A 23,612-nucleotide genomic window follows, 5' to 3' on the forward strand; every position below is an offset into this window, starting at 1 on the left:
TACGCCGGCCCGGCACCCGGCCCCGCGGGGACCGGGCGCCGGGTGCCGCCGTCGTCCTACTGCCCTGCGGACGGGGACGGGGACGGTGACGGCGAGGACGACGGCGACCCGGAGGCAGCGGGGGCCGGGCTGGCCTCCGGAGCCGTGACCGGAATCTTGGCCTCGGCGTCCATCGCCTTCTTCAGCGCGGCCGCAACCTTCTTCTGTGCGTCGCCATAGGCAGCGAAGTCGCCGGCTGCGAGCGCCGTCTGGCCTGCCTGGATGGCGGAGTTCGCCTCGTCCAGGGCCGCCTTGAGCTGGGCCTTGGCGTCCGCCTCTGCGGGAGTGGCAGGCGCCGAAGGTCCGGCCGGCGTCTGGCCATTGTTGGCCGAATCCCCCGCGGCTGCGCCGGAATCCCCACCGAAGAGCTGCTTGAGGGCTGCATCGAGTGTGGGCGCGAAGCCCACCTTGTCGCCGAAGGCCACCAGCACGCGCTGCAGTGTGGGGTATGACGTCTCACCTGTCGACTTGAGGTAGACCGGCTGGACATAGAGGATGCCACCGCCAACGGGGAGGGTGAGCAGGTTGCCGTTCAGCACGTCGGACGCGCCCTGCCGCAGCAGGTTGAGTGCCTGCGACACGGTGGGGTCCGAGTTGAACTTGTTTTGCGCCTGCCCCGGACCGGGCACCTGGGTTTCCGGCGGGATCTGCAGCAGCCGCAGTTTTCCATACCCGTCAGCCTTCACGCCGGCCTGGTTGCCTGCATCCGAATCAGCGGCGAGGAAGCCGTACAGGACGTTGCGCGCATTACCGTTGACGATCTGCGGGATGAAGGACGACGTCAGCTGGAACGCCGGCTTCTGCTGGTCCGGCATCTGCAGCGACATGTAGAACGGCGGCTGCTTTACGTCGGTGTCCACGGTGGGGTCAGCCGGCGTGCTCCAGGCGTCGTTGTTCTTGTAGAAGCTGGTGGGATCGGTGACGTGGTACTGCCCCAGCAACTCGCGCTGGACCTTGAACAGGTCCTCGGGGTAGCGCACGTGGCTCATCAGTGCACCGGACATCTCCGAATACGGCTTCAGCGTTGAAGGGAAGACCTTCTGCCAGGCCTTGAGGACGGGGTCGGTGTCGTCCCAGGCATACAGGGTGACCGAGCCGTCATACGCATCCACCGTCGCCTTGACGGAGTTGCGGATGTAATTCACTGTGCTGTTCGGCAGGGCCACGGCGCGGCCGGAACTGGTCTGCGAATCAGCGGTGGCATCGGACAGCTGCTTCTGCTGCGAGTAGGGGAAGTATTGGCTGGTGGTGTAACCGTCAACGATCCACTTGACGCGGCCGTCCACCACAGCCGGATAGGCGCCGCCGTCAACAGTCAGGTACGGGGCCACCTTCTGGACACGCTCGCGGGGGTTGCGGTCGTAGAGGATCTGGGACTCGGGGTTCACGCCATCGGAGAGCAGCAGGTCCGAGGACTGGAACTTGATGGCGTAGAGGATCTTGTTGAAGAACGAGCCGACGTTCGGCCCGCCGTTGCCCTTGAAGGTGTACTGGGTTTCCCCTTCCCCTTCCTTGCCGGAGGGGCGGTCCTGCTCGCGCGGCGTGGCGCCGTCCGGCGCACCCACGATCGAGTATTCAGGCGAGGATTCACCGAAGTAGATCCGCGGTTCGTAGGTGGTGTCATTACCCAGGACGCCGGTGGACGGAATGCCGGACTGCAGGAACTCAGGCTTGCCGTCGACGGTGAACTTGTTGCCCTTGGCCGCCACAACCCCGTAGCCGTGCGTGTATACGACGTGCTGGTTCAGCCAGCCCTGCTGGTTGGTGGCCACGTTCGTGGGGTTCAGCTCCCGCACCGCGATCACGGTGTCCTGGATCTTGCCGTTCACCTCATAACGGTCCACGTTGAGGGCCTTGGGGAACTGGTAGTACGGGCGGTACTGTTCCAGCTGCGCAAAGGCGTCGGAGATCAGGTTCGGGTCCAGGAGGCGGATGTTCGCCGTGGTCTGCGCGTCGGGTGCAAGCGCCCCGGTGTTGGCAGTGTTGGTGGCGTCGTAGCGGGTTTCCTGGATGCCGTCCAGGCCGTAGGCCTTGCGCGTGTTTTCGATGTTGCGCTGGATGTACTTGCTTTCCAGGGTCTGCTCCGACGGGCGGACCTGGAACTGCTGGATGACCCACGGGTAGACGCCGCCGGCCAGGATGGAGGTGATGATCAGCATGGCTGTGCCGATCACGGGCAGGCGCCAGCGGCCGATGACGGCAGCAACGATGAAGAGGATGGCCACCAGGACGGCAGCAACGGCGAGGATGGCCTTGGTGGGGATGACGGCGTTGACATCGGTGTAGAGCGCACCGGCCCAGCGGCCGCCGTTGCTCTGCACGGACGAATAGCGGTCCAGCCAGAAGTTGACGCCCAGGAGCACCAGGAACGCGGCGCCGGTGACGGCGATGTGGATCTGCGCTGCCCGGCTGGTGAACACGCCGCGCTCCATGAGCCGGATGCTGCCGTACAGGTAGTGGGTGAGGATGCCGGCGATGCCTGCGATCACCACCACGCTGATCAGGAACCCGGTGACGAACCCGAGGAACGGCAGGGTCATCAGGTAGAAGCTGATGTCCATGTTGAACTGCGGATCGGGTTGGCCGAAGCCCACCTGGTTGAAGAACAGCAGGACTTTCTGCCACTGGCTAGCGGCTGCGCTGCCCGCGAAGAGTCCGAAGAGGACCGGCAGGCCGATCATGACAATCCGGCGGACCGGCTCAAGCTGGGCCTGGTACCGGTTGAGGTTGTCCCGGACCTCAGAGTCCGGGGCGTAGACGGGCCGGGCGTTGTAGGCAATGCGGATGGAGAAGAAAACCGCCGCGAACATGATGGCGAAGCCGGCCGCGAAGGTGGCGATCTTGGCAAGGTTTTCGGTGATGAAGACCTCGAGGAAGCCCAGCTGCCGGTACCAAAGGACGTCGGTCCAGACGTTGGCGAAGAAAATGAAGCCCACTACCACCAGGGCGACGACGATGAGGGTGGGCGTCAGGGCTCCCCGTCGCGATGGGGGCCTTCCTGTGGACGTGGTGCTGGCGGGACGGGACAAACTGGGTACCTCATAGCTGGTCGTCGAAACATTCGAAGCGTGCGAGCGACGTACGGTACCGGTCAAACGGCTGGTTTCGTCCGTCATCAGTGCCACGAGTGGCGGTAAAGCTTAGTTCCTGTCGAAACTGTTTGGGCCCAGTCTATGCATGGCGCAGGCGGCCTATTTGCCCGTGCACGCCGGAAGTGCGGATGTGTCCTGCCCGCTCCCGGCCAGTTCCACCGCGTGCCGTGCTTCCGCGAGGTTCTCCACGCGGACCACCTGGAGGCCGTCGGGGATGTGTCCGGCAACCTCGTCGCAGTTGGCGGCGGGCGCCAGGAACAGGGACGCTCCGGACGAGCGCGCACCCCGCATCTTCTGGCCGATGCCGCCGATGGGTCCCACCGCACCGTCCGGCGAAATGGTGCCGGTTCCCGCGATGTGCTTGCCGCCGGTGAGGTCGCCCGGCGTCACCGTGTCGATGATGCCCAGCGAAAACATGAGTCCGGCGCTGGGGCCACCCACCTTGTCCAGGGAGATCTGCACCTGGAAGGGGAAAGTAAACAGGTACTTCAGCATGACGCCGAGAATGAAGCGGCCCTGCCCGTTGTCCTTGGGCGTCACCTCGAGGGCAACAGGCTGGCCGGCCCGTTCCACCGTCACCGCGGCCGGGGCCCCCTTGCCCGCAGCCAGTTCATCCTGGATGACGGAAAGTGAGGTGATTTCCTTGCCGTTGATGGACTTGAGGATGTCCCCCTGCTGGATCTTGCCCGCAGATGCCGAGTCCTTGGACAGCCCCGCGGCCTGGAGCTGCTGGCCGAAAGGAATCTTGAGTTCGTTCAGGGCGGACGCCACCGCGTTCTCCTGGGACGTGGCCATGGCCACCGCGCTCTGTTCCTGGGCCTCCTCCTTGGTGGTTCCCGTGGGATAGATCAGTTCCACCGGGTAGACGGCCTTGGAGTTGTCCAGCCACGCGGAGAAGGCGTTCAGGATGCTGACGGAGCCGGTGGGGCCGCCGTCGACGTACACCGTGGTCAGGTCCAGGCTCCCGGCAGCGGGATAGGTCTCGTGCCCGCTGACGTTGATCACCGGATGCCCCTGGCTCTCCCCCAGCGTGTTGTAGGTGGGCCCGGGCGACTCGATCACGTAAGGCACCGGAAGGGTGCCCACGGCAATCCCCAGCCCCAACGCCGCCAGCCCGGCAACCATCATGGTGGAAAGCCGCCTGCCCGGGCGTCCGCCGTCGGCCGCCCTGGCGCTGCTGCCCGCGCCTGCCGCGCCGCTTCCGCCCGGGCCTTCCGGCGGACTGCCGGCCCCAAAGGGTCCGGGGCTGGAGAAGGGGGAAACATCGGGAACGTGGTCCTCGGAGGGGTGTCCGCCACGGGTTGTAGTCACCCCACCAACAGTACGCGGTGGCGGCGCGCCGGGGCGCTTTGCCTAGAGCGAACGACGGCGGCGGGCGGCAGACAGCCGACCCCCACCGGGGTACCGTGAAGGTTGATCAACAGTCACACCATCGATCGGCGGGACCATGACCTCCAACCCACTCAATCCGTCCAACGGCGACGACACCCCCAAGGATCCGTTGACCGAAATGCTGCAGAACCTGATGGGCGGCAAGGGGATGGAAAACTTCGACCCCTCCGAACTCGCCAAGGCTGCCGGCCTCCCGGACGACCCCAACCTGCTGGCCCAGATGTTCTCCCAGGTGCAGGCCATGATGAGTGCACCGTCCGAGGGCCCGGTCAACTGGACGCTGGCCCATGACAACGCCCGGCGCGTTGCCGCCGGCAGCTCCGACCCGTCGGTTTCGGCCCAGCAGTCGCGCGAGGTGGACGAGGCCCTCCGCCTCGCCGAGCTGTGGCTGGACCCGGTCACTGACCTGCCCGCCACCGGCCTCATCGGCAAAGCCTGGTCGCGCGCCGAATGGGTGGAGGCCACCCTGGGCACCTGGAAGCGGCTGACCGAACCCGTGGCCAACAGCATCGCCAATGCGCTGTCCTCCGCCATGACGGAGCAGATGCCGGAGGAGATGAAGTCCATGATGGGCGGCGCCTCCTCCATGCTGCAGAACATGGGCGGCGCGATCTTCGGCATGCAGCTGGGCCAGGCCATCGGCGCCCTGTCCAAGGACGTGGTGAGCTCAACCGATATCGGCGTCCCGCTGGCCGACCTTGAAATGGCACTGCTGCCGGCAAACGTTGCCGCCTTCGGCGAGGGCCTGTCCCTGCCGGAGAACGATATCCGGCTGTTCCTTGCCGTGCGGGAAGCCGCCCACGCCCGGCTCTTCGTGCAGGTGCCCTGGTTGCGCGGACACCTCCTGGGTGCGATCGAGGCCTATGCCCGCGGCATCCACATCGACACCTCGCGCATCGAGGAACTGGCCCGCGACCTGGACCCGAGCAACCCGGAGGGCATCCAGGAGGCGTTGTCCCAGGGGGTGTTCATGCCGCAGCGGACCCCCGCCCAGGAACAGGCCCTGGAGAAGCTCGAGACGGCGCTCGCCCTGGTGGAGGGCTGGGTTGACGAACTGACTGCGGCGGCCACCGAGAAGGTGCTGCCGTCGGCCGGGGCGCTCCGGGAAACCGTGCGGCGGCGCCGGGCAACGGGCGGTCCCGCTGAGCATGCCTTCGCCTCCTTGGTGGGGCTGGAGCTGCGGCCGCGCAGGCTTCGAGATGCCGCAACCCTCTGGGCCACGCTGAAGGACGAACGCGGGATCGAGGGCCGGGACGCCATCTGGCACCACCCCGACCTGCTGCCCACGGCCGAAGACCTGGACGATCCGAAGGGTTTCAGCTCACGCCGCAAGCTCGCCGAGGCCAGCGACAGCGAAGTTGATGACGCCCTGCAGAAACTGCTGAGTGGCGGGTTTGACGATGCCTCCGCTGAAGACGGCGGAGCCGCGGACACCAAAGATGCCGGGGACAAGGACGACGATGACGGAACCGGCCAGCCCAAAGGCTGACATATAGAGACCCAAAGAAAGACCCCGGTGGGCCAGGATTTCCTGGCCAACCGGGGTTTTTAGCATCCGATCGGTGTTCCGGACATGGGCTGGCCGGCGACGCCGCTGCCGGCCGCGCCGTCCTTCTCCAGCCCCTCCAGCCCCCGGGACGTCGCGAACGAAACGCCCTCCAGGAATGCTTTGGCCCGCTGGGTTTCCGGATACGCCTCCAGCAGCTTCCAGAACGCGGCGTTGTGTGAGGCCACCAGGAGGTGGGCCAGTTCGTGCAACAGGACGTAGTCGATGACCCATTGGGGCATCGGCCGCAGTTTGTCCGACAGCCGGATGGTTCCGTCGGCCGGCGTGGCGGAGCCCCACCGGGAGTTCTGGTTGCTGACCCATCGGACGGACGTGGGCGCCGGCCTGCCGCCGAGGTACTGTGCCGACAGCTGTGCGGCGTGGGCTGCAAGGGCATCATCGGTGGCGGGGCGCCGCCGCCCGGCTGCAGCCCGCCGCTCCCCCTGCTTGTGCAGCTTCGCCAGCATGCGCTGCACCCACTCCCGTTCCTGGGCAGCAGTGAAACGCGCCGGAATGGCGACCACCGCCGTTCCGTCCTCCCAGAATGCGGCTACCGTCCGCGTCCGCCTGGCAGAACGCCGCACCTCAACCGGAGAACCGTGGGATGTGGTCAGTGATGCTGCCTGCGGCGTGCCGCTGCTTGCCGGGCTGCCCCGCCTCACAGGACGGAACTTTCGACCAGGACCCGGAGGACGTCTTCACCGTACTTTTCGAGCTTTGACGGGCCGACGCCCGCGAGGCCGGCGAGCTCCTCCAGGGACGCCGGCCTGGCTTCGGCAATGGCGGTGAGGGTGGCATCGGTGAAGACGACGAACGCAGGGACGTCCGCCGACTGGGCCACCTCGCGGCGCCAGTTTCGCAGGGCGTCAAAGGTCTGTTCCTCGTACGTGGGGGGACAGGCGTTGCAGCGGCCCACCTTGCGTTCGGCCCCGGTGGCGAGCATGGTCCCGCAGACCCGGCACACAGCGGGCGCGGCAGCCTTCCGCCGGGGCGGGGTTCCCTTTCCGCGGGCACTTGAACTTGCCACCGAGTCAGGCCGCAGCCCGTCCAGGAACCGGGACGGCTTCCGGTTGGCGCGGCCGCCGGGAGTCCGGGCGGTGCTCCACGAGAGGGACAGGTGCTCACGGGCCCGGGTGATGCCGACATACAGCAGCCGGCGTTCCTCATCCACCGATTCGGGAGAATCCGCGAAGGAAATGGGCATCAGGCCCTCACTGAGCCCCACCAGGAAGACCGCGTCCCATTCCAGGCCCTTGGCTGCGTGGAGGGAAGCGAGGGTCACGCCTTGGACGGTGGGCGCGTGCTGGGCCAGGGAGCGTTCCTGGAGTTCGTTGACGAAATCGGCCAGGCCAAACCCGGCACCACGGTTTTGGACGAGTTCATCGGCGAGCGCCACCAGCGCCGCGAGCGACTCCCACCGCTCACGCAGGGCTCCCCCGCTGTGCGGGGCAGAATCCGTGTACCCGAGGGACGAGACGATGTCCCGGACCAGCTGGCCCAGGGGTTCCGGTGTATCGGTTTCGGAAACGGCGCGGGTGGCTGCGCGCAGCTGGAGGATGGCGTCCCGGACCTCCTTGCGGGCGAAGAAGCGTTCGCCGCCCCGGAGCTGGTAGCCGATTCCTGCCGCCGCGAGCGCCTGTTCGTAGGCTTCGGACTGGCCGTTGGTGCGGAAAAGGACGGCTACCTCGCTGGCGGGAGTCCCGGCGTCGAGCAGTGCCTTGATCTTCTGCGCCACGGTGGCGGCTTCGGCCTCGTCATCCGAGCATTCGGTGAACTGGGGCGCCGGGCCGGCGGGGCGCTGCGCCACAAGCTGAAGGGGAGCTGCCCAGGCGGCGTCAGCGGCAGGGCCACCACTCCGTCGGCCGGCCAGCAGGTCATTGGCCAGTTTCACCACCTGCGGGGTGGAACGGTAGTCCCGGACGAGCTTGACCACATTGGCCTGCGGATAGCGGGTCTTGAAGTCCAGCAGGTGCCTGGGCGATGCGCCGGTGAAGGAGTAGATGGTCTGGCTGGCGTCGCCCACCACGCACAGTTCGTCACGGCCGCCGAGCCACAGCTCCAGGAGCCGCTGCTGCAGCGGGGAAACGTCCTGGTACTCGTCCACGACGAAGTGCCGGTACTGTTCCCGGACCGTGGCAGCAACCTTCTCGTCCTCCTGCAGGATGCCCACCGTGATCAGCAGGACGTCCTCGAAGTCGATCACGTTGCGGTCCGTCTTGACGTCCTCATAGGACTGGAAAACACGGGCCACCGCAGTAAGGTCGAACCCGCCGGGAGCGCCCCTCCCCTGCGCGTTTTCCAGGTAATTGGCGGGGGTAAGCATGGACACTTTGGCCCACTCGATCTCAGAGGCAAGGTCGCGGATGGAGGCCCGGTCCGTGCTGAGCCGGAGCCGGCGGGCGGCCTCGGCAAGCATCTGGGCCTTGTGGTCCAGCAGGTTGGGCAGCGTGCCGCCCACGGCCTGCGGCCAAAAGAACTGCAGCTGGCGCAAGGCCGCGGCGTGGAACGTCCGGGCCTGCACATTTCCGGCACCGAGGTCGCGCAGCCGGCTCCGCATTTCTGCCGCCGCCCGGGCAGTGAAGGTCACGGCGAGCAGGCGCTGAGGGCTGTAAACGCCCGAGTGGACGCCATAGGCAATGCGGTGGGTGATGGCACGGGTCTTGCCGGTTCCCGCGCCGGCCAGCACGCACAACGGGCCGTTCAGCGTACTGGCCACCTCACGCTGTTCTGCGTCCAGCCCCCCAAGGATCCGGTCCTCAAGGGAGGCTGCTCCGTCAAAATTTTCTGTAGTCACTTCTGCTGCTTTGTTTCTCGACTACCGCGTGCTGGAGTCTGGTGGATGGAATAACTTAGTCGCCGGTCCGGTCCTGTATCCGGCCGCCGTACCAGTGCTCAATGAGGGAGCGGGCAATGGAGAGCCTGCTGGAAATGGTGATCTCACCACTGAGCACCGCTTCCTGGAGTTCCTCGCGACTGAACCAGCGGGCCCTGGTGACCTCCACGCCGTCGGGCGTTGCCTGGGCGTCCTCGGTGACGGCGGTAAATCCAAGCATAAGGGAGGCCGGGAACGGCCATGACTGCGAGCCGAGATACTGGCAGGCAGTGACCCGGACGCCGACCTCTTCCTGGATCTCCCGGACCACAGCTTCCTCCAAAGACTCCCCCGGCTCAACAAACCCGGCCAGGGTGGAGTAATTCCGGGCGTCCACGGGGCCACCCCCGCCAAGGAGCAGACGGCCGTCCGGGCCGACGACCGTGACGATGATGGCGGGATCGGTCCGTGGATAGTGCTCAGAATTGTCGGCCGGGCACCGGCGTACCCAGCCGCCGGCTTCAACGTCCGTCGGTGTGCCGCAGCGGGGGCAGTGTGTGTGGGCCGCATGCCAGTTGGCGATGGCGCTGGCTTCCACGAACAGGGCTGTGGAGGTGGCGGTCAAGCCTGCTGCGACGTCCCGGAAGCCGGCCCAGGACGCATCCGCGGGAATACCGGCGGTGCCGGGTTCCGGAGGTGCAGGCAGGACGAACAGCAGCAGCTCGGTCCCCGCCGGAACGTCCGAAGCAGGCAGGGCGGATCCGAGGTACACCACGAGCTCCGGCGCTGATCCCGCCGCTTTGAGGTGTGCCAGGAGTTCCCTGGCCCCGGTCAGGACCAGGTTGCTGCCGCGCACCAGGCCTTGCCGGCCTGACAGTACTGCGGCCACCGCGTCCGGCCCGGCCAGCAGGTCATCAATCATTCCGGCCCTGATGCGGGCGGCTGATCCGCGGTCCACCAGTGCCGGCCTGACCGGCAGCAGGGTGTCCACCAGATGGTTCGCCGGCAACGGCGCCGGTACAGCCTGGTGGACGGTTACAGCGGACTCCGTGTGGCTCATGCTTCCACCGTACTGACTGCTACAGACATTTCACATTTCGGCCGGGCCCCATCGGCAGCGGGGTGCCCCCTAATTCCAGCTATCTGGAGACTCGCCGCGGCCAGACCGCCGTCTGGGACGGCGCGCAATCTACCGTGGAACGGTGAGAAGAAAACCGATTGAACTGGCGGCGATTGCAACCGCGGCAGTCCCCGGACTGACCCCGACAGCTGTTAGCTCTGCGCCGGACGACCCCGCGGACTTCGACTCGGCCCTGCTCCTCGATTCCGAAGGCAAGCGTTGGCGGGTCCGGTCGCCGCGGCACGCCGAAGCCAGCGCACGGCTGGAAACGGAGTTCCTGGTGCTGCGCGCCTTCGCTCCCGCTGTCCGGGCGGAACTGCCGTTCCTGATGCCAACGGTCGCCGGCAGTGTCCGGCTTGGAAGCCTGACCACCTTCGTCTACTCACACCTGTCCGGGAGCACGCGCAGCGTTGAAGAGCTGACCTCGGGACCGTCAGGGCTTGCCCGCGAAATCGGTTCCGCGCTGGCCGCGGTCCATGACCTCCCCCGGTCGCTGGTCAGCAATGCCGACCTCCCCAGCTACACGCCCAATGAGTTCCGCCAACGGAGGCTGAACGAACTGGACCAGGCGGCAACGACGGGCAAGATCCCCGCCGCACTGCTGCGCCGCTGGGAACATGCCATGGAGGACGTATCCCTGTGGAGGTTCAACCCCTGCGTTGTCCACGGCGACCTGCACGAGGACAACCTGCTGGTGGAGTCCGGCCGGGTGACTGCGGTAACCGGCTGGACGGACCTGCGCATCGGCGACCCCGCAGACGATTTCGCCTGGCTGGTGGCCTCCAACGAACAGGACTTCATTGATGCCGTACTGAAGTCCTACACGTCCAGCCGCCGCGACGTGCCGGACCAGCACCTGCTGCGCAGGGCCGCCCTGTCAGCCGAGTTTGCCTTGGCGCAGTACCTGGTCAAGGGCCTCGCGGCCGGCGACCAGGACATGGTCAGCGAGGCCGAGGGAATGCTCGAGAGCCTTGCCAGCGACATCGCCGAATTCGGCGGCCAGCCGATCAGTGTGGAGCCGCTGCCGGCGAAGGGCACTCCCGCCGGACCGGCAGCAGCCGTACCGGCGGCGGCCGGAACGTCCGCTGCCGTCCCGGCCCCCTTGCATGGCAGTTCCGCGGTCAGTCCCGCTGTGACGGTCATCCCGGTCCCCGCCGAACCGGCAGCAGACACCACGCCGGATGTCCCGGCGCTGGCGGCAGTTCACGCACAGCCCGCCGTCCACGTGGCCCCCATCCCGGCGGAGCCTGCCCCCACGGGTGCTGAGGCCGCGGAGGTGCGGGCCGGTGACACCAAGGCGGCGGACGACACGTCCACGGCAGCTATCTCGGTCCTCAACGCGAACCGGAGCTGATCCGGACAGGCCGGGCCCTGAGGAACCACCGTGGCGTCCCTCAGGTGCGGGCCCGGCCTCAAGGCCGGGTAATCGCAGCGGCAACGATTCCTTCCAGGTCGGCTGCCGTCCCAAGGTCGTGCGGCCGCACTACCGCGTTGTCAGCAACGTAGAAGAATGCCGCCCGCACTTCCTCCAGCGGAACATCCTTGAGCCGCGCCCATGCCAGCCGGTAGACCGCCAGCTGCACCGCCCGGGTCTTCAGCTGCTCTGCGGACGGCCGCCGGCCGGTCTTCCAGTCCACCAGGTCCCAGCGGCCGTCGGCGTCCTGGAATACTGCGTCCACCCGGCCGCGGACCACCACTTCGCCCACCCTGGTTTCCACGGGAACCTCGACGAAGGCCGGTGACCTGTCAGCCCATGGGGAAGCCTTGAAGGTGGCCACCATCTCATCAAGGTCGTAGGCAGCATCGATGTGGTCGTCCGAACCCGGTGCTTCGCCGAGGTCCAGCATGCCGGCCTTTCCGAAATACTCCTCCACCCAGGCATGGAACGCCGTACCCTTCCGCGCCGACATGCCCGGTTCGCGCGGCACAGGGCGGCGCAGGCGGCCCAGCACTGCCGTGGGGTCGTCTCCAAGGTCAACAAGGGTGGAAGCCGATATATGGGTGGGCAGGTGCACGTCCTGGCCACCTGACCTCCTTGCCCTGCGATCCAGCAGCAACGCAGCTTCGCGTGCCCAGCCTGCAGCGGCCCCCGTGAGGCCTGGCAGTGGACGGCCTTCCTCTCCGGGCTTGCCCGCCTGCCCTGTCCCCCCAGTCCGAGGCGGCCGGGCGGAACCGGCGGCCAGTAGTCCGAGCACCTGCTGCGCCGCCATTTCCATGGCCGTCCTGCGCCCGCCGGCCAGGCGCAGGCGTTCACCCGTGCGTAGGTCGACGGGTCCTTCAAGGGGATCGTAGGGCCAGCGGGCTTCTTCCGTTTCCTGCGTCAGCGGGCTCTGTTGGGGCAACGCTGCCTCTTCCAGCGAGAACGGATGGACCACAGCCGGCACCCGGGATCCGCCATCAGCCGGTTGCGTGAGGGCTTCCAGTTCCGCGAGGAACGGGGACATTTCCGCGCGGCCGGCCCGCGATCCCACCCAAGCGGCACTGGACACCCACAGGACATGCTTGGCCCTGGTGTAGGCGACGTAAGCCAACCGCCGTTCCTCCGACTCCCCGTGGGCCTGCACGCCGGCTTTGTACTCTTTCTCGGCATCCAGCCAGCCTTTCTGGTCCGGCTGGTCGAGGTCCCACTGCGGCAGGTCTGCCCGGTCCCCACGCAACGGCCAAGGCAGCGCAGCAGAGCCGCTGCTCCAGCGTGAATCCCGGTCGCTGGGAAAGGCGCCCGCGTTCATCCCCGGGACAAACACGACATCCCACTCCAGGCCCTTGGAAGCGTGCACCGTCAGCAGCTGCACGGCTTCCCGGTTGACGTCGCTGGCCGGCGCCTCCAATCCGTTTTCCTCCGCCGACGCAGCCTCAAGCCAGGACAGGAAAGCGAGGATGTCCACCCGTTGGGAGGTGCGGAGGAACCCTGCCGCCGCATCCTGGAAGGCGTCGAGGTTGCGGCGGGCCTGGTGGATGCTGATTCCGGGGCGGGCGGCCACCTCGATGTCCAGCAGCATGGCCCTTTCGACCTCCCCCAGGAGCGTGGTGAGGTCGTCCCCGAGGTAGCCACGAAGTTGCCGCAGCTCGGCTGACAACCTGGCCAGCCTGCTGCGCGCCTCCGTGCTGAGGGTGCGGCCATTGGACGAGGTCCATTCGTCCCGGGGCAGGAAGTCCAGGGCCTCCACCAGGCTGGCTCCGTCGGTCAGGTCACCCTCGAGGATGGGGGCATCTGCTTCGTCGTTGTCCTGGACGTCGTCATCGAACCCCTGCGCGGCCTTTCCCCGGCTGCGTGCCAGCTGGCCGGACCAGTCGCGCAGGGCCATGAGGTCGGCAGGTCCTATCCGCCACCGGGCACCTGCGATAAGCCGCATGAGGGCATCAGACCGGCCTGGGTCTGCAAGGACGCGCAGCGTGGCCACCAGGTCCACGATTTCCGGGGTGTCCAGGAGGCCGCCGAGGCCCACGATTTCATAGGGGATGCCCCGGGCCTCGAACTGGCGCCGGACGGGCTCCATCTGCGCGCGTCGGCGGCACAGCACGGCGAGGGCAGGGGGCTCGGGTGTACCGTCCGGCTTCAGCTCGAAGTCCGTCACCCGGTACCGCAGGACATCGTCAGCCAGGGCAGCAGCTTCTTCCACGTCGCTGGCGAAACGCCCCAGCACCACGGTTCCGTCCACGGCGTGCGGGCTCGGTTGCAGCGGCGGTACTTCAGCAGCGGCCGGCCTGCTTCCGGCAGGTCCATGCTGTGCAGCTGTCCGGCCAAGGGATTGGGACATGACGTTGGCAGCTGCGAGGATCGACCGGCCGTTCCGCCATGCAGTGGTCAGGAAGGAGGTGGGCGCGGGCGCCCAGCCGGTTCCGTCCTCTGCTTCCCCGGTGCGCACGGGAAACTCGCGAACGAAGTGGAACAGCTGCCCCGCCGAAGCGCCGCGAAAACCATAGATCGACTGGTTGGGGTCGCCGACCGCCGTCACGGCATGGCCGCCGCCAAAAAGGCGGGAAAAGAGCACCAGCTGGGCATACGACGTGTCCTGGAATTCGTCGAGCAGAACCACTTTGTATCTTTGGCGTTCCATCTGGGCCGCCAAAGGAACATCCTGCGCCACCTTGGCAGCGAGGGCCACAAGGTCGCCGAAGTCGAGCGCCCCGCGGGCCCGTTTGGCGGCGGCGTAGCGGCCCACCATGTCGGCGACGCTTGCCCGGGTCCGCAGCATACCGCCGAGGTCCAACGCCGCCTTTGGTGTGTTCCTCTTCTTGTCGGCCAGGTACGGCAGGCATTCAAACTCCGAAAGACGCGCCATCAGCCACGCTTCCACGTCTTCGGGTTCCTGAAGGTGTTCGGCGCATTCACCAGCCAGCTGGATGACGGCCTTGACCAGGGTGGACTTGGCGGCACGGAAGTGCTCGTATTCGCCGTCGTAGGCTTCAACCACCTCGCTGGCCAGCTGCCAGGCCTGCGCACCCCCCAGCAGAACCACGTCCCGCTCCACCCCGAGCCGCAGGCCGTAGTCGGAAACGATGCCGCTGGCGAATGAGTGGTAGGTGGACACCTTGGGCTCCAGGGCATCACTGCTGAGCAGCCCGGCCGGGAAAAGCTCCCGGTGGTCGTCCTTCGCGGCAAGACGCTGCAGCGCAAGGAGTTTCGACCGGATCCGGCTGGCGAGTTCACCCGCAGCTTTGCGGGTGAAGGTCACGCCCAGGACTTCCTCAGGGGTGACCCATCCGTTCGCCACCAGCCATACCACCCGGTCCGCCATGGTGGCGGTCTTGCCCGATCCGGCGCCCGCGATGACCAGCCGGGGCGCCAAGGGGGACGAGATGATGGCGGATTGCTCGGGCGTGGGAGTGTTCTTCTCGCCGAGCAGCAAGGACAGTTCTTCGGGGCTGAAACGCACCGCCGGGGTGGCTTCCACAGCAGGCAAGGCCCCACTCATTCGGTCACCTGCCGTCCACGCACACACAGCGGGCACACCTCGGGAAGACGGCAACCATGACCGCCGTGGCTGCCCTTGGCAGGATCGTGCCGGGCGACGAATTCACTTCCACCCATGACGGCTGCGGCCTCCTTGACCATGTCCAATGCCCAGTTCTCCTGTGGGTCGAGTGGTTCCTGCTGTTGGATCGCTGGACTTTTTGCCCCGGTCCCGAGCTGCGCCAGCACGGCCCCGCCGGACAGGCCCTGGCCGCCGCCGGAAGCGTCAAACCCGCCCGCGAGCACTGCTGCCTGGTACGCGCCCAGCTGCGGATGGCGGGACAGTTCGTCCTTGCCCGGCTGCCTCTTGCCGGTCTTGAGGTCCACCACTACCAGCCGGCCTTCCCCATCGATCTCCAGCCGGTCCACCTGGCCGCGGAGCACGGCGTCCCGCGGCGGAGCTTCATCCACCGCCACCCCTCCGAGGGCCACTTCGAAGTCCTGTTCAACACCCAGCAGGCTGCGGCCCTCGTCCCTCATGGACAGCACATACTGCGCCAGCTTCCGCACCATGGACTCGGCACGCTGGAAGTCCAGCCGGCCCTCCCAATTGTCCTTCATGCCCAGCGCAGGCCACCGGCGCACGAGTTCGGCAACGTACTCGGATCCGGATGCGTCCGGCATGTCCTGCGCGATGGCATGCACCAGGGTGCCCAGGCTTCGGGCGAAGTCCGTGGCAGGCTCCCCTCCCGCTGCCTGGACGAACCAATCCAACGGCGACTTCTGCACCGTCTCCACCTTCGACGGGGACACGGACACAGTTCCCCCGGGCGGGACCACAGCCTCGGATGTGGTCAGGGGGGCGAGTCCCCACCAGCTGCCAGGGTGGGCTCCTGCCACAGCTGGTTCGGCCGCTGCGAGCTGCGCCAGGACCCTGGCGGCTTCCGCCGCCTGTGGCGCCGCGGCATCGAGCTGGGCATGCTGCCTGAGCTCCGCCACCAGGGCGCGGAGTGTCATGGGCCGTTCCACCTGGGTGAAAGCCCGGCCCTCGGCTTCCGGCCCCAGGGGTGAAACAAAATCCAGGAACGACGACGGTTGGTGGTCCTCCGACGAAACCGCCGTGCAGACCAGCAGTTCGCGTGCCCTGGACACCGCCGTGGAGAAGCTGCGGAGTTCGTCATAGCGGATATCCCGCAGGCGGCTGAGGGGATCGCGCTGCAGGGCATATTGCGGGCCGTGTTCCACGGCGTCCGCGTACAGGGTGCTGCCGAGCAGTTCACCGCGGAGCCTCGTATTGGGCCACACCCCCTCCTGCAGCCCGGCAATGATCACCACGGGCCACTCCCGCCCTGCCGCGCTGGCCGGCGTCATCAACTCCACAGCGTCATCGAGCTGGGCCCGGGCGGCGAGGGTGTCCATGGGGAGCTCCTGGTTCAGGAGATACTCCAGGAACTGTTCCGGCCCGGCGCCGGGCATCTGGTCCACGTAGCGTTCCGCGGTGTGGAAAAGCGCCATCATCGCATCAAGGTCGCGGTCAGCGCGCGCCCCATGCGGTCCGCCCGACAAAGCTGTCGCTGTCCAGGCCGACGACAGGCCCGTTGAGTCCCAGAGCGCCCACAGTACCGACTCGGCGTTGGCCCCCGGGAGTCCGGCTGCTTCCCGCCCCGCACGGATCATCCGCGCGGTGCGCCGTGCTGCGCGCCCTTCGATCCCCAATGTGCCCAGCGCCCCCGGCTCAAGCAGGGCCTGGACCAGCAGCGCATCACTGGCGCGGCCCCCGCCGCCCAGGAGTTCCTCGCGCCGCAACGATTGCCGGAGCCTGCGCAGCTCAATGGAGGTAGCGCCGCCGATGCGGGAGGTGAGGAGGGACACCGCGGCTTCGGGCGTCAAAAGCTCCGGATCCAGCGCAATGGCGAACGCATCGAGGAGCGGACGTACAGCGACCTCATCGCGCACCGCGGATTCAGCCACGGGCACCCGTACGGGAATGCCCTGCCCGGACAAATAGCGCTGCAACTCGCTGACCTGGCCGCCGTTGCGCACGATCACTGCCATGTCCGCAAGATCACGGTTGTGGTTGATGTGCTGGTCCAAAATCCGCTGGGCAACGTACCGCAGCTCATGCACCGGAGTAGGGACAAGGTGGGCCTCGACGCTGCCGGGTTCGCCGGCATCCCCGGGCCGGCTGAGGCGGCGGGCCAGTTGGCCGCCTGCCCGCTGCGAGATGCGGCCTGCGACGTTCAACCACGCCTCTGCCACTGCAGGCGCCAGACCGTGGGCATGCCACAGCGGACGCTCGAGGACAGCCGATTGTGCTGACAACAGCCGGGGCAGTTCAGCCACCAAGTCCGGCCGGGCGCCCCGGAACCCCTGGACCACAGTGTCTGGGGACGACGTCACGTAGCAGTCTTTACCGGCGGCGATATCCGCCAGCAATTCAAAGATGGCCGGGTTTGCTTCCTGGATATCGTCCACCAGGACAACCTGCAGCCTGGCACGTTCCGCTGCAAGGAATTCCGGCGCGTCCTGGAAGATCTGCCGGGCGGCCGTGATGATGCCGGCGGGGTCGAAGGCTTCGGGCATCCGCAGGTCAAGGACGTCCCGGTACTCGGCGTAGAGGCGCGCGGCCGCCTTCCAGTCCGGCCGGCCGCAGGCGTCCGCCAGTTGCGCAAGGTCTTCAGCCGTGCGGCCCGATTCAATGATGCGGTCAAAGAGTTGCCGCACCTCCTGGCGGAACCCCCTGGTTTCCAGGGCGCCATCAAGATCGGACGGCCACGGCAGTTCCAGGCCCGGCAGCCTGTGGCCCTCAAGGAGTTCCTTGATGATGAGGTCCTGTTCGGGGCCCGACAACAGGCGCGGCGGCCTGGACAACGGTATGACGCCTTCAGCCTTGGCGCGGCGGATCAGGTCGAATGCGTACGAGGCCCATGTTCTGGCAGGAGTGGTGCTGAGGCTCCTGTCCAGCCGGGCAGTGAAACGGTCCCGGAGGAAGTCGGCAGCAAGCCGGGTGGGCGCAAGGATCAGCATGCGTTCCGGATCCACGCCGTCGCGGAAGACCCGCTGGACCGCGGCCTCGACGAGGACGGTGGTCTTTCCCGTGCCTGGTGCACCCGGAACAAGGACCGGTCCGGAGCCTTGGGTGACGTCAACCGCTGCCTGCTGGTCGGGTGTCAGCAGGAGTGACTCGGCGTGCACCCGGCGGGGCGGCAGCAACCGGAGGGCACTGCCGCCGTCCGGGCTTCCGGGCATGGGGAAAGCCGGCTCCCTGCCTGCTTCCGGCTCCTGCCGGTGCGGGTCCCAGGGTCCGGTCAAAGGAATCGTTACGGTCACAAAATCATTCCATCATCAGGCACCGACAACCTGTGGAGCCGACGCTCCAGTTCCTCGGCAACTGCGTCGATACTGTCAAAATCACTGTCTGTTGGCGCCCAGCGTGCCGTGCCCAGATCCACCCGCCACCGCCCCTCCCCCGTGCGGAGGTAGGAACTGTAGTCGCCAACCAGCGGAGTGCCTTCTTCAAGGTAAAGCAGCAGGGCCTCGGCCTCGTGCCCCGGGGGTGCGTGGCCGCTGGCCTTCAGGACGCGCCACCAAGGGACGGCGCCACCGTGATGGCTCATGACGGAACCGACCTGGCGCGGGCCGCCCGCACCCAGGAGCTCGGCAACGTCCCCATAGGATACGGCCGCCCCCGGCGGTACCAGGCCCACGACGGCCAGGACCGCCTGGACGTACTCATTCCGCATTGATCCAATCTAGCCGCAGTGGCGTTCCCCGGAATTGTCGGTGGGTCCCCTTAGCGTTGAAGCATGAGTTCCTGGAACACCCTCCCCCGCGCAGCCTTCGATCTGGAAACCACCGGCCGCAACTCGCGGGCGGCAAGAATCGTCACGGCATCAATCACCGTAGTGGACCACCAGGGTGAGGTCATCAAGGAGCATGAGTGGCTGGCCGATCCGGGGGTGGAGATACCCGTGGAGGCCAGTGACGTCCACGGCATCACCACCGAACAGGCCAGGCGTGAGGGCCGCCCTGCCCACGAGGTCACGCGTGAGGTGGCCACAGTCCTGCAGGAGCTGTTTGATTCCGGCACCCCGGTGATCGCCTTCAACGCGAGCTATGATTTCACGGTCCTCGCCGCCGAGTCGGCCCGGTACGGGATTCCGCAGCTGAGCCGGTTCCCCGTCCTGGATCCCTACATCATGAACAAGCAGGTTGACCGCTACCGCAAGGGGAAGCGGACACTCACCGCGCTGTGTGAGGAGTACGGGGTGGTCCTGGACAATGCGCATACCTCCGCGGCGGACGCCCTGGCCACCCTTAGGGTGCTTGATGCCATGGCGGGCAAGTTCCCCAAGCTGATGATGCCGGCCAGCCAGCTGCACCAGCTTCAGGTGGACTGGGCGGTCAGCCAGGCATCGGACTTCCAGGAGTACCTCCGGAAGACGAAACCGGCCGCCGTGATCGAGGGAGACTGGCCCGTGCTGCCGCCGCAGGATGCTACGGCGGGTGGCTTCTAGGCTGCGCCCACCCTCCTTCAATGGGAGGCATGTCACAGTCACGCCGCTTAATAAAGCGCAGGCTTGAAGCAAGGGCATCGTTCGCCCCAGCAGCGTAATAGCGCTGCAACTGCTGGCGTTATCAGGCGTGGGGCGGAATGATATTCGGCCTCACAGCGGGTGGACTCCCCTTTGTTCGCTTAACCTTCGGTATTCGCCCAAGTGAGACAATAAAGTTTTGCGGTCACCCCTGCCGCGGACAGCTGGACCAGCGCCGGGCAGGTGCCAGGCGCCACAGCGCTGCCTTGCGGCCCGGTCGACTTATGCCTCATATGAAAGTGACAACCTGATGAAAATCAAAGCGATGAAATGGCTCACTACCGCTCCTGTTGCAGTGGCCCTCGCGGTTTCCCTTGCAGCCTGCGGTGGCGGGTCTTCCCAGCCCAGCGGCACCCCCACCGATGCCCTCGCCGGCAGCGACCAGCAGACGCTGGACAAGTACACCACCGCCAGCGTCACCCCGATCGACAAGATCGACAAGTCCAAGCTCGGCCTCATCACCGAAGGCACCCTGCGTGTAGGAACCCTCTCGGACGCCCCGCCCAACATCTTCATCGATCCCTCCGGCAAGTTCACCGGCTACGACAACGAACTGCTGCGCGCCATCGGTGACAAGCTGGGCCTGAAGGTTGAATTCGCCTCCACCGATTTCTCCGCCCTGCTTTCCCAGGTGGCCAACAAGCAGTTCGACGTCGGGTCCTCCTCGATCTCCACCACCGACGCCCGCCGGAAGACCGTTGGCTTCACCAACGGTTACGACTTCGGCTACATGGCTGTCGTCACCAAGAACGGCTCCAAGGTCAACGGCTTTGCCGACCTCAAGGAAGGCGTCCGCATCGGCGTCGTCCAGGGCACTGTTCAGGATGACTACGTCACCAACACCCTCAAGCTGGAGCCTGTCCGCTTCCCGGACTACAACACCGTTTACGGCAACGTGAAGAACGGCCAGATCGACGCCTGGGTGGCCCCATCCCAGCAGGCGACCGGCCAGGTCAAGGACGGCGACAACACCAAGATCGCCGAAAAGGTTGTGAACACCCAGAACTTCACCGCGTACGCAGTGAACAAGGACAACCAGCCCCTGATCGACGCCCTCAACTCCGGCCTGGACGCAGTCATCGCCGACGGGACCTGGACCAAGCTGACGTCCGAATGGTACAAGGACCGCCCGACCGTTGCTGAGCAGACCCCGCAGGGCTGGAAGCCGGGCAGCAAGGCCGTCCAGATCCCGGCCGCCAAGTAACCAGGGCGTTCCATGGATATCCTCAAGCAACTCGCTGACACTTTCCTTGACTGGAAGGCGATGGGCGAAGTCATCCCCAAGATGTTCGCCGTCGGTTTGCCGAACACCCTCGTGCTCGCCATCATCTCCGGCATCATCGGGACAGCCCTCGGGATGCTGCTCGCCCTGATGGGGATCTCCCGGAACGCAGCAGCGCGCTGGGTCGCACGGGTCTACACCGACATCCTCCGCGGCCTTCCGCCTGTCCTGACCATCCTGGTCATCGGATTCGGATTCGGTCCGATCGTCCGTGAATTTACGGGTTCGACGAGCCCGTATCCGATGGCGGTCGCGGCACTGTCCCTGATGTCCGGCGCCTACATCGGGGAGATCTTCCGCTCCGGCATCCAGAGCGTTGACAAAGGGCAGCTGGAGGCATCCCGCGCCCTGGGGTTCGGCTACGGTGCATCCATGCGCCTGGTAGTGGTTCCCCAGGGCATCCGCCGGGTGCTTCCTGCCCTGGTCAACCAGTTCATTGCGCTGATCAAGGAGTCATCCCTGGTCTTCCTCCTCGGCCTGTTGGCCAGTGAGCGGGAAATCTTCCAGATCGGCAAGGACGCGGCGGCCACCACCGGCAACCTTTCGCCCTACGTGGCGGCAGCCGTCTTCTACCTCGTACTCACCATCCCGCTGACCCACTTCGTGAACTGGATCGATGCCCGGCTGCGGACCGGCCGGCCCGAAAAGAAAGAACCGGACGACGCCGCAGCCGTCGTTGGAAAGGGAGCCCAGGCATGAGCGAGTTCGCATCAGGAACGCTGAGCGCCAAGAACATCCACCTTTCCTTCGGCAGCAACCACGTGCTGCGGGGCATCGACCTGCATGTGCCCCAGGGCACCACTGCGTCAGTCATCGGCCCGTCGGGATCCGGTAAGTCCACCCTGCTGCGGGTCATGAACCGGCTGATCGAACCCGACCAGGGGGACATCCTGCTGGACGGCCGCTCGGTCCTGAAAGACAATCCCGACGAGCTCCGCCGCAGGATCGGCATGGTGTTCCAGCAGTTCAACCTGTTCCCCCACAAGACGGTGGCGGAAAACGTCTCGCTGGCCCTGCGCAAGCTGCGCAAGCTCTCGAAGGAGGAGGCGCGCAGCGAGGCGCTGGAACAGCTGGACCTGGTGGGCCTGAAGCACAAGGCCGAGTCCCGGCCGGCCAACCTTTCCGGCGGCCAGCAGCAGCGCGTGGCAATCGCCCGTGCACTGGCCATGAAGCCCGAGGTGATGTTCTTCGACGAGGCCACTTCTGCCCTGGACCCCGAGCTGGTCAAGGGTGTCCTGGCCTTGATGACGGACCTCGCCAAGGGCGGCATGACCATGGTGGTGGTGACCCACGAAATGGGCTTCTCCCGCAACGTCTCCGACGCCGTGACGTTCATGGATGCCGGGGTCGTGGTGGAGTCCGGGCCGCCTGAGCAGCTCTTCACCGAGCCAAGGACGGACCGGCTCAAGGGCTTCCTCTCGGACGTCCTCTAACGCCCCGCACGCAAAGAAAATCCCCGGCTGCAGCCTGCAGCCGGGGATTTTTCTTAGGGGACGACGGCGGTGCTAGCCCTGGGCGGCTGCGGCCGCTTTTGCCGCGGCAGGCAGTGCGTCGTAGATCCGGTTCATGGCGGCGTCGTCGTGGGCGGCGGAGAGGAACCATGCCTCGAAGACCGACGGCGGCAGGTAGACCCCGGACTCCAGCATGGAGTGGAAGAACGGCGCGTAGCGGAACGCCTCCTGCGCCTGTGCATCGGCGTAGTTGTGGACCCCGTTGGCGGAGGTTCCAAAGGCCACCGAGAACAGGTTTCCCGCGAACTGGATCGAGTGGTCCACCCCTGCGGAGTCCAGCGCGTTGGAGACGGCGGAGGAGAGCTCCAGGGAACGGACGTCGATGAAGGAGTAGACATCGCGGGTGGCGTGGGTCAGGGTGGCAACGCCGGCCGCCATCGCCACCGGGTTCCCGGACAGCGTACCGGCCTGGTACACGGGGCCGGTGGGCGCGAGGTAGTCCATGACGTCGGCACGGCCGCCGAGGGCCGCCGTCGGCATTCCACCGCCGATGACCTTGCCAAAAGTGAGCAGGTCGGGGGTCCATGGGTTTTCCGCATCCGGCGCACCGCCGGTGAGGCCCCAGTAGCCCGAGTAACCGGTGCGGAACCCGGTCAGGACTTCATCGACGATGAGGAGCGCGCCGTGCTCCCGGGTGATCTGCGACAACCCAAGGTTGAATCCCTCGGCAGGGGTGACTACGCCCATGTTCGCCGGCGCGGCCTCGGTGATCACGGCAGCGATATTCGGCCCGTGCACGGCGAAGGCTTCCTTGACGGCGGTGAGGTCGTTGTACGGCAGCACCAGCGTCTCCGCGGCGGTTGCTTCGGTGACACCGGCGGAGCCGGGCAGGGCGAGGGTCGCCAGGCCGGAGCCTGCGGCAGCCAGGAGTCCGTCCAGGTGGCCGTGGTAGCAGCCGGCGAACTTGATGATCAGGTTGCGGCCGGTGAATCCGCGGGCCAGCCGGACGGCGGTCATGGTGGCTTCGGTGCCGGTGGACACCATCCGGAGGCGTTCGACGGCGGGAACGCGCTCCTGGACGATGGCTGCCAGGTTGGCCTCGTCCGGGGTGGAGGCGCCGAAGGAGAGCCCCCGGTCGACGGCGGCGTGGACCGCCTCCAGCACGGCCGGGTGGGCGTGGCCCAGCAGGGCCGGGCCCCAGGAGCAGACCAGGTCCACGTATTCCTTGCCGTCGGCATCTGTCAGGTACGGTCCCTTCGCGGAGACCATGAAGCGCGGGGTCCCGCCGACGGAGCCAAAGGCCCGCACCGGCGAGTTGACGCCGCCGGGCATCAGCCGGCGGGCGCGGTCGAAGAGTGCCTCGTTGCGAGGATTGCTGGAAGTCATGGT

At 66.9% G+C, this 23,612-nt stretch carries 15 protein-coding genes; 6 read left to right on the forward strand and 9 right to left on the reverse strand.

Annotated elements, in window-relative coordinates; translation table 11 throughout:
• Window positions 1–56: 56 nt before the first annotated feature.
• Together AB0280_RS08075 and AB0280_RS08080 are read right to left on the reverse strand one after the other, a co-directional pair.
• Window positions 57–3,068 (reverse strand): UPF0182 family protein, encoded by a 3,012-nt coding sequence (locus AB0280_RS08075; protein WP_201302403.1) that lies wholly within the window; start codon window positions 3,066–3,068, stop codon window positions 57–59.
• Between the two features lie 162 nt (window positions 3,069–3,230).
• A complete protein-coding gene (locus tag AB0280_RS08080; RefSeq protein WP_370871744.1) occupies window positions 3,231–4,442 on the reverse strand; it encodes a YlbL family protein in 1,212 nt (403 codons plus the stop codon).
• A gap of 136 nt (window positions 4,443–4,578) precedes the next feature.
• On the opposite strand from AB0280_RS08080, the gene AB0280_RS08085 reads away from it, so the two are divergent.
• On the forward strand, window positions 4,579–6,012 hold the full coding sequence (locus AB0280_RS08085) for a zinc-dependent metalloprotease (RefSeq protein ID WP_224026546.1): 1,434 nt from the start codon (window positions 4,579–4,581) through the stop codon (window positions 6,010–6,012).
• A 59-nt stretch (window positions 6,013–6,071) separates the two neighbouring features.
• On the opposite strand, the gene AB0280_RS08090 is transcribed toward AB0280_RS08085, so the two are convergent.
• Genes AB0280_RS08090 through nudC form a run of 3 tightly spaced genes read right to left on the reverse strand, consistent with a single transcriptional unit; the run spans window position 6,072 to window position 9,941 of the window.
• Window positions 6,072–6,731 (reverse strand): M48 family metallopeptidase, encoded by a 660-nt coding sequence (locus AB0280_RS08090; protein WP_370871743.1) that lies wholly within the window; start codon window positions 6,729–6,731, stop codon window positions 6,072–6,074.
• Window positions 6,728–8,863, reverse strand: a complete 2,136-nt coding sequence (locus AB0280_RS08095; RefSeq protein WP_159631526.1) for an ATP-dependent DNA helicase UvrD2 — start codon at window positions 8,861–8,863, stop codon at window positions 6,728–6,730. Before AB0280_RS08095 ends, AB0280_RS08090 begins: the two co-directional genes overlap by 4 nt.
• A 55-nt stretch (window positions 8,864–8,918) precedes the next feature.
• Window positions 8,919–9,941 carry an NAD(+) diphosphatase gene (nudC, locus tag AB0280_RS08100; protein WP_224026547.1) on the reverse strand — a complete coding sequence of 341 codons (1,023 nt, stop codon included), beginning with the start codon at window positions 9,939–9,941 and terminating at the stop codon, window positions 8,919–8,921.
• Window positions 9,942–10,083: 142 nt separating this feature from the next.
• Here nudC and AB0280_RS08105 point away from each other — a divergent pair, with 142 nt between their 5' ends.
• Window positions 10,084–11,355, forward strand: coding sequence for a phosphotransferase (locus AB0280_RS08105; protein ID WP_366366801.1), 1,272 nt, complete (start codon window positions 10,084–10,086; stop codon window positions 11,353–11,355).
• 58 nt (window positions 11,356–11,413) lie between these two features.
• On the opposite strand, the gene AB0280_RS08110 is transcribed toward AB0280_RS08105, so the two are convergent.
• The 3 genes from AB0280_RS08110 to AB0280_RS08120 all read right to left on the reverse strand — a co-directional run bounded on the left by AB0280_RS08110 (window position 11,414) and on the right by AB0280_RS08120 (window position 18,638).
• Window positions 11,414–14,917: a UvrD-helicase domain-containing protein gene (locus AB0280_RS08110; RefSeq protein WP_366366802.1), complete on the reverse strand. Its 3,504-nt coding sequence runs from the start codon at window positions 14,915–14,917 to the stop codon at window positions 11,414–11,416.
• On the reverse strand, window positions 14,914–18,144 hold the full coding sequence (locus AB0280_RS08115) for an ATP-dependent helicase (protein WP_366367093.1): 3,231 nt from the start codon (window positions 18,142–18,144) through the stop codon (window positions 14,914–14,916). The genes AB0280_RS08110 and AB0280_RS08115 overlap by 4 nt, the downstream gene beginning before the upstream one ends.
• Before the next feature lie 77 nt (window positions 18,145–18,221).
• Window positions 18,222–18,638: an MGMT family protein gene (locus AB0280_RS08120; RefSeq protein ID WP_255172697.1), complete on the reverse strand. Its 417-nt coding sequence runs from the start codon at window positions 18,636–18,638 to the stop codon at window positions 18,222–18,224.
• Window positions 18,639–18,701: 63 nt separating this feature from the next.
• Between AB0280_RS08120 and AB0280_RS08125 the strand changes: the two genes are divergently transcribed.
• From AB0280_RS08125 to AB0280_RS08140, 4 genes are all read left to right on the forward strand, one after another.
• Window positions 18,702–19,412: a 3'-5' exonuclease gene (locus tag AB0280_RS08125; RefSeq protein WP_159631521.1), complete on the forward strand. Its 711-nt coding sequence runs from the start codon at window positions 18,702–18,704 to the stop codon at window positions 19,410–19,412.
• Window positions 19,413–19,740: 328 nt separating this feature from the next.
• Window positions 19,741–20,694: an ABC transporter substrate-binding protein gene (locus AB0280_RS08130; RefSeq protein ID WP_159631520.1), complete on the forward strand. Its 954-nt coding sequence runs from the start codon at window positions 19,741–19,743 to the stop codon at window positions 20,692–20,694.
• Between the two features lie 12 nt (window positions 20,695–20,706).
• The gene (locus AB0280_RS08135; RefSeq protein ID WP_275179552.1) at window positions 20,707–21,471 is read left to right on the forward strand and encodes an amino acid ABC transporter permease; all 765 of its coding nucleotides are present in this window, start codon (window positions 20,707–20,709) and stop codon (window positions 21,469–21,471) included.
• On the forward strand, window positions 21,468–22,205 hold the full coding sequence (locus AB0280_RS08140) for an amino acid ABC transporter ATP-binding protein (RefSeq protein ID WP_366366805.1): 738 nt from the start codon (window positions 21,468–21,470) through the stop codon (window positions 22,203–22,205). The genes AB0280_RS08135 and AB0280_RS08140 overlap by 4 nt, the downstream gene beginning before the upstream one ends.
• Before the next feature lie 72 nt (window positions 22,206–22,277).
• Here AB0280_RS08140 and hemL read toward each other — a convergent pair whose 3' ends face one another.
• Window positions 22,278–23,609 carry a glutamate-1-semialdehyde 2,1-aminomutase gene (hemL, locus tag AB0280_RS08145; RefSeq protein WP_159631517.1) on the reverse strand — a complete coding sequence of 444 codons (1,332 nt, stop codon included), beginning with the start codon at window positions 23,607–23,609 and terminating at the stop codon, window positions 22,278–22,280.
• Window positions 23,610–23,612 lie beyond the last annotated feature (3 nt).

The organism is Pseudarthrobacter sp. 902506025 (assembly GCF_040702325.1).
Classification (GTDB): Bacteria; Actinomycetota; Actinomycetes; order Actinomycetales; family Micrococcaceae; genus Arthrobacter.

Bases quoted from the DNA above. Each gene is read 5' to 3' on its own strand.
- AB0280_RS08120 (WP_255172697.1), bottom strand. From the start codon at position 18,638: ATGCGGAATGAGTACGTCCAGGCGGTCCTGGCCGTCGTGGGCCTGGTA.
- AB0280_RS08130 (WP_159631520.1), top strand. From the start codon at position 19,741: ATGAAAATCAAAGCGATGAAATGGCTCACTACCGCTCCTGTTGCAGTG.
- AB0280_RS08110 (WP_366366802.1), bottom strand. From the start codon at position 14,917: ATGAGTGGGGCCTTGCCTGCTGTGGAAGCCACCCCGGCGGTGCGTTTC.
- AB0280_RS08135 (WP_275179552.1), top strand. From the start codon at position 20,707: ATGGATATCCTCAAGCAACTCGCTGACACTTTCCTTGACTGGAAGGCG.
- AB0280_RS08085 (WP_224026546.1), top strand. From the start codon at position 4,579: ATGACCTCCAACCCACTCAATCCGTCCAACGGCGACGACACCCCCAAG.
- AB0280_RS08125 (WP_159631521.1), top strand. From the start codon at position 18,702: ATGAGTTCCTGGAACACCCTCCCCCGCGCAGCCTTCGATCTGGAAACC.
- hemL (WP_159631517.1), bottom strand. From the start codon at position 23,609: ATGACTTCCAGCAATCCTCGCAACGAGGCACTCTTCGACCGCGCCCGC.
- AB0280_RS08115 (WP_366367093.1), bottom strand. From the start codon at position 18,144: ATGCCCGGAAGCCCGGACGGCGGCAGTGCCCTCCGGTTGCTGCCGCCC.
- AB0280_RS08140 (WP_366366805.1), top strand. From the start codon at position 21,468: ATGAGCGAGTTCGCATCAGGAACGCTGAGCGCCAAGAACATCCACCTT.
- nudC (WP_224026547.1), bottom strand. From the start codon at position 9,941: ATGAGCCACACGGAGTCCGCTGTAACCGTCCACCAGGCTGTACCGGCG.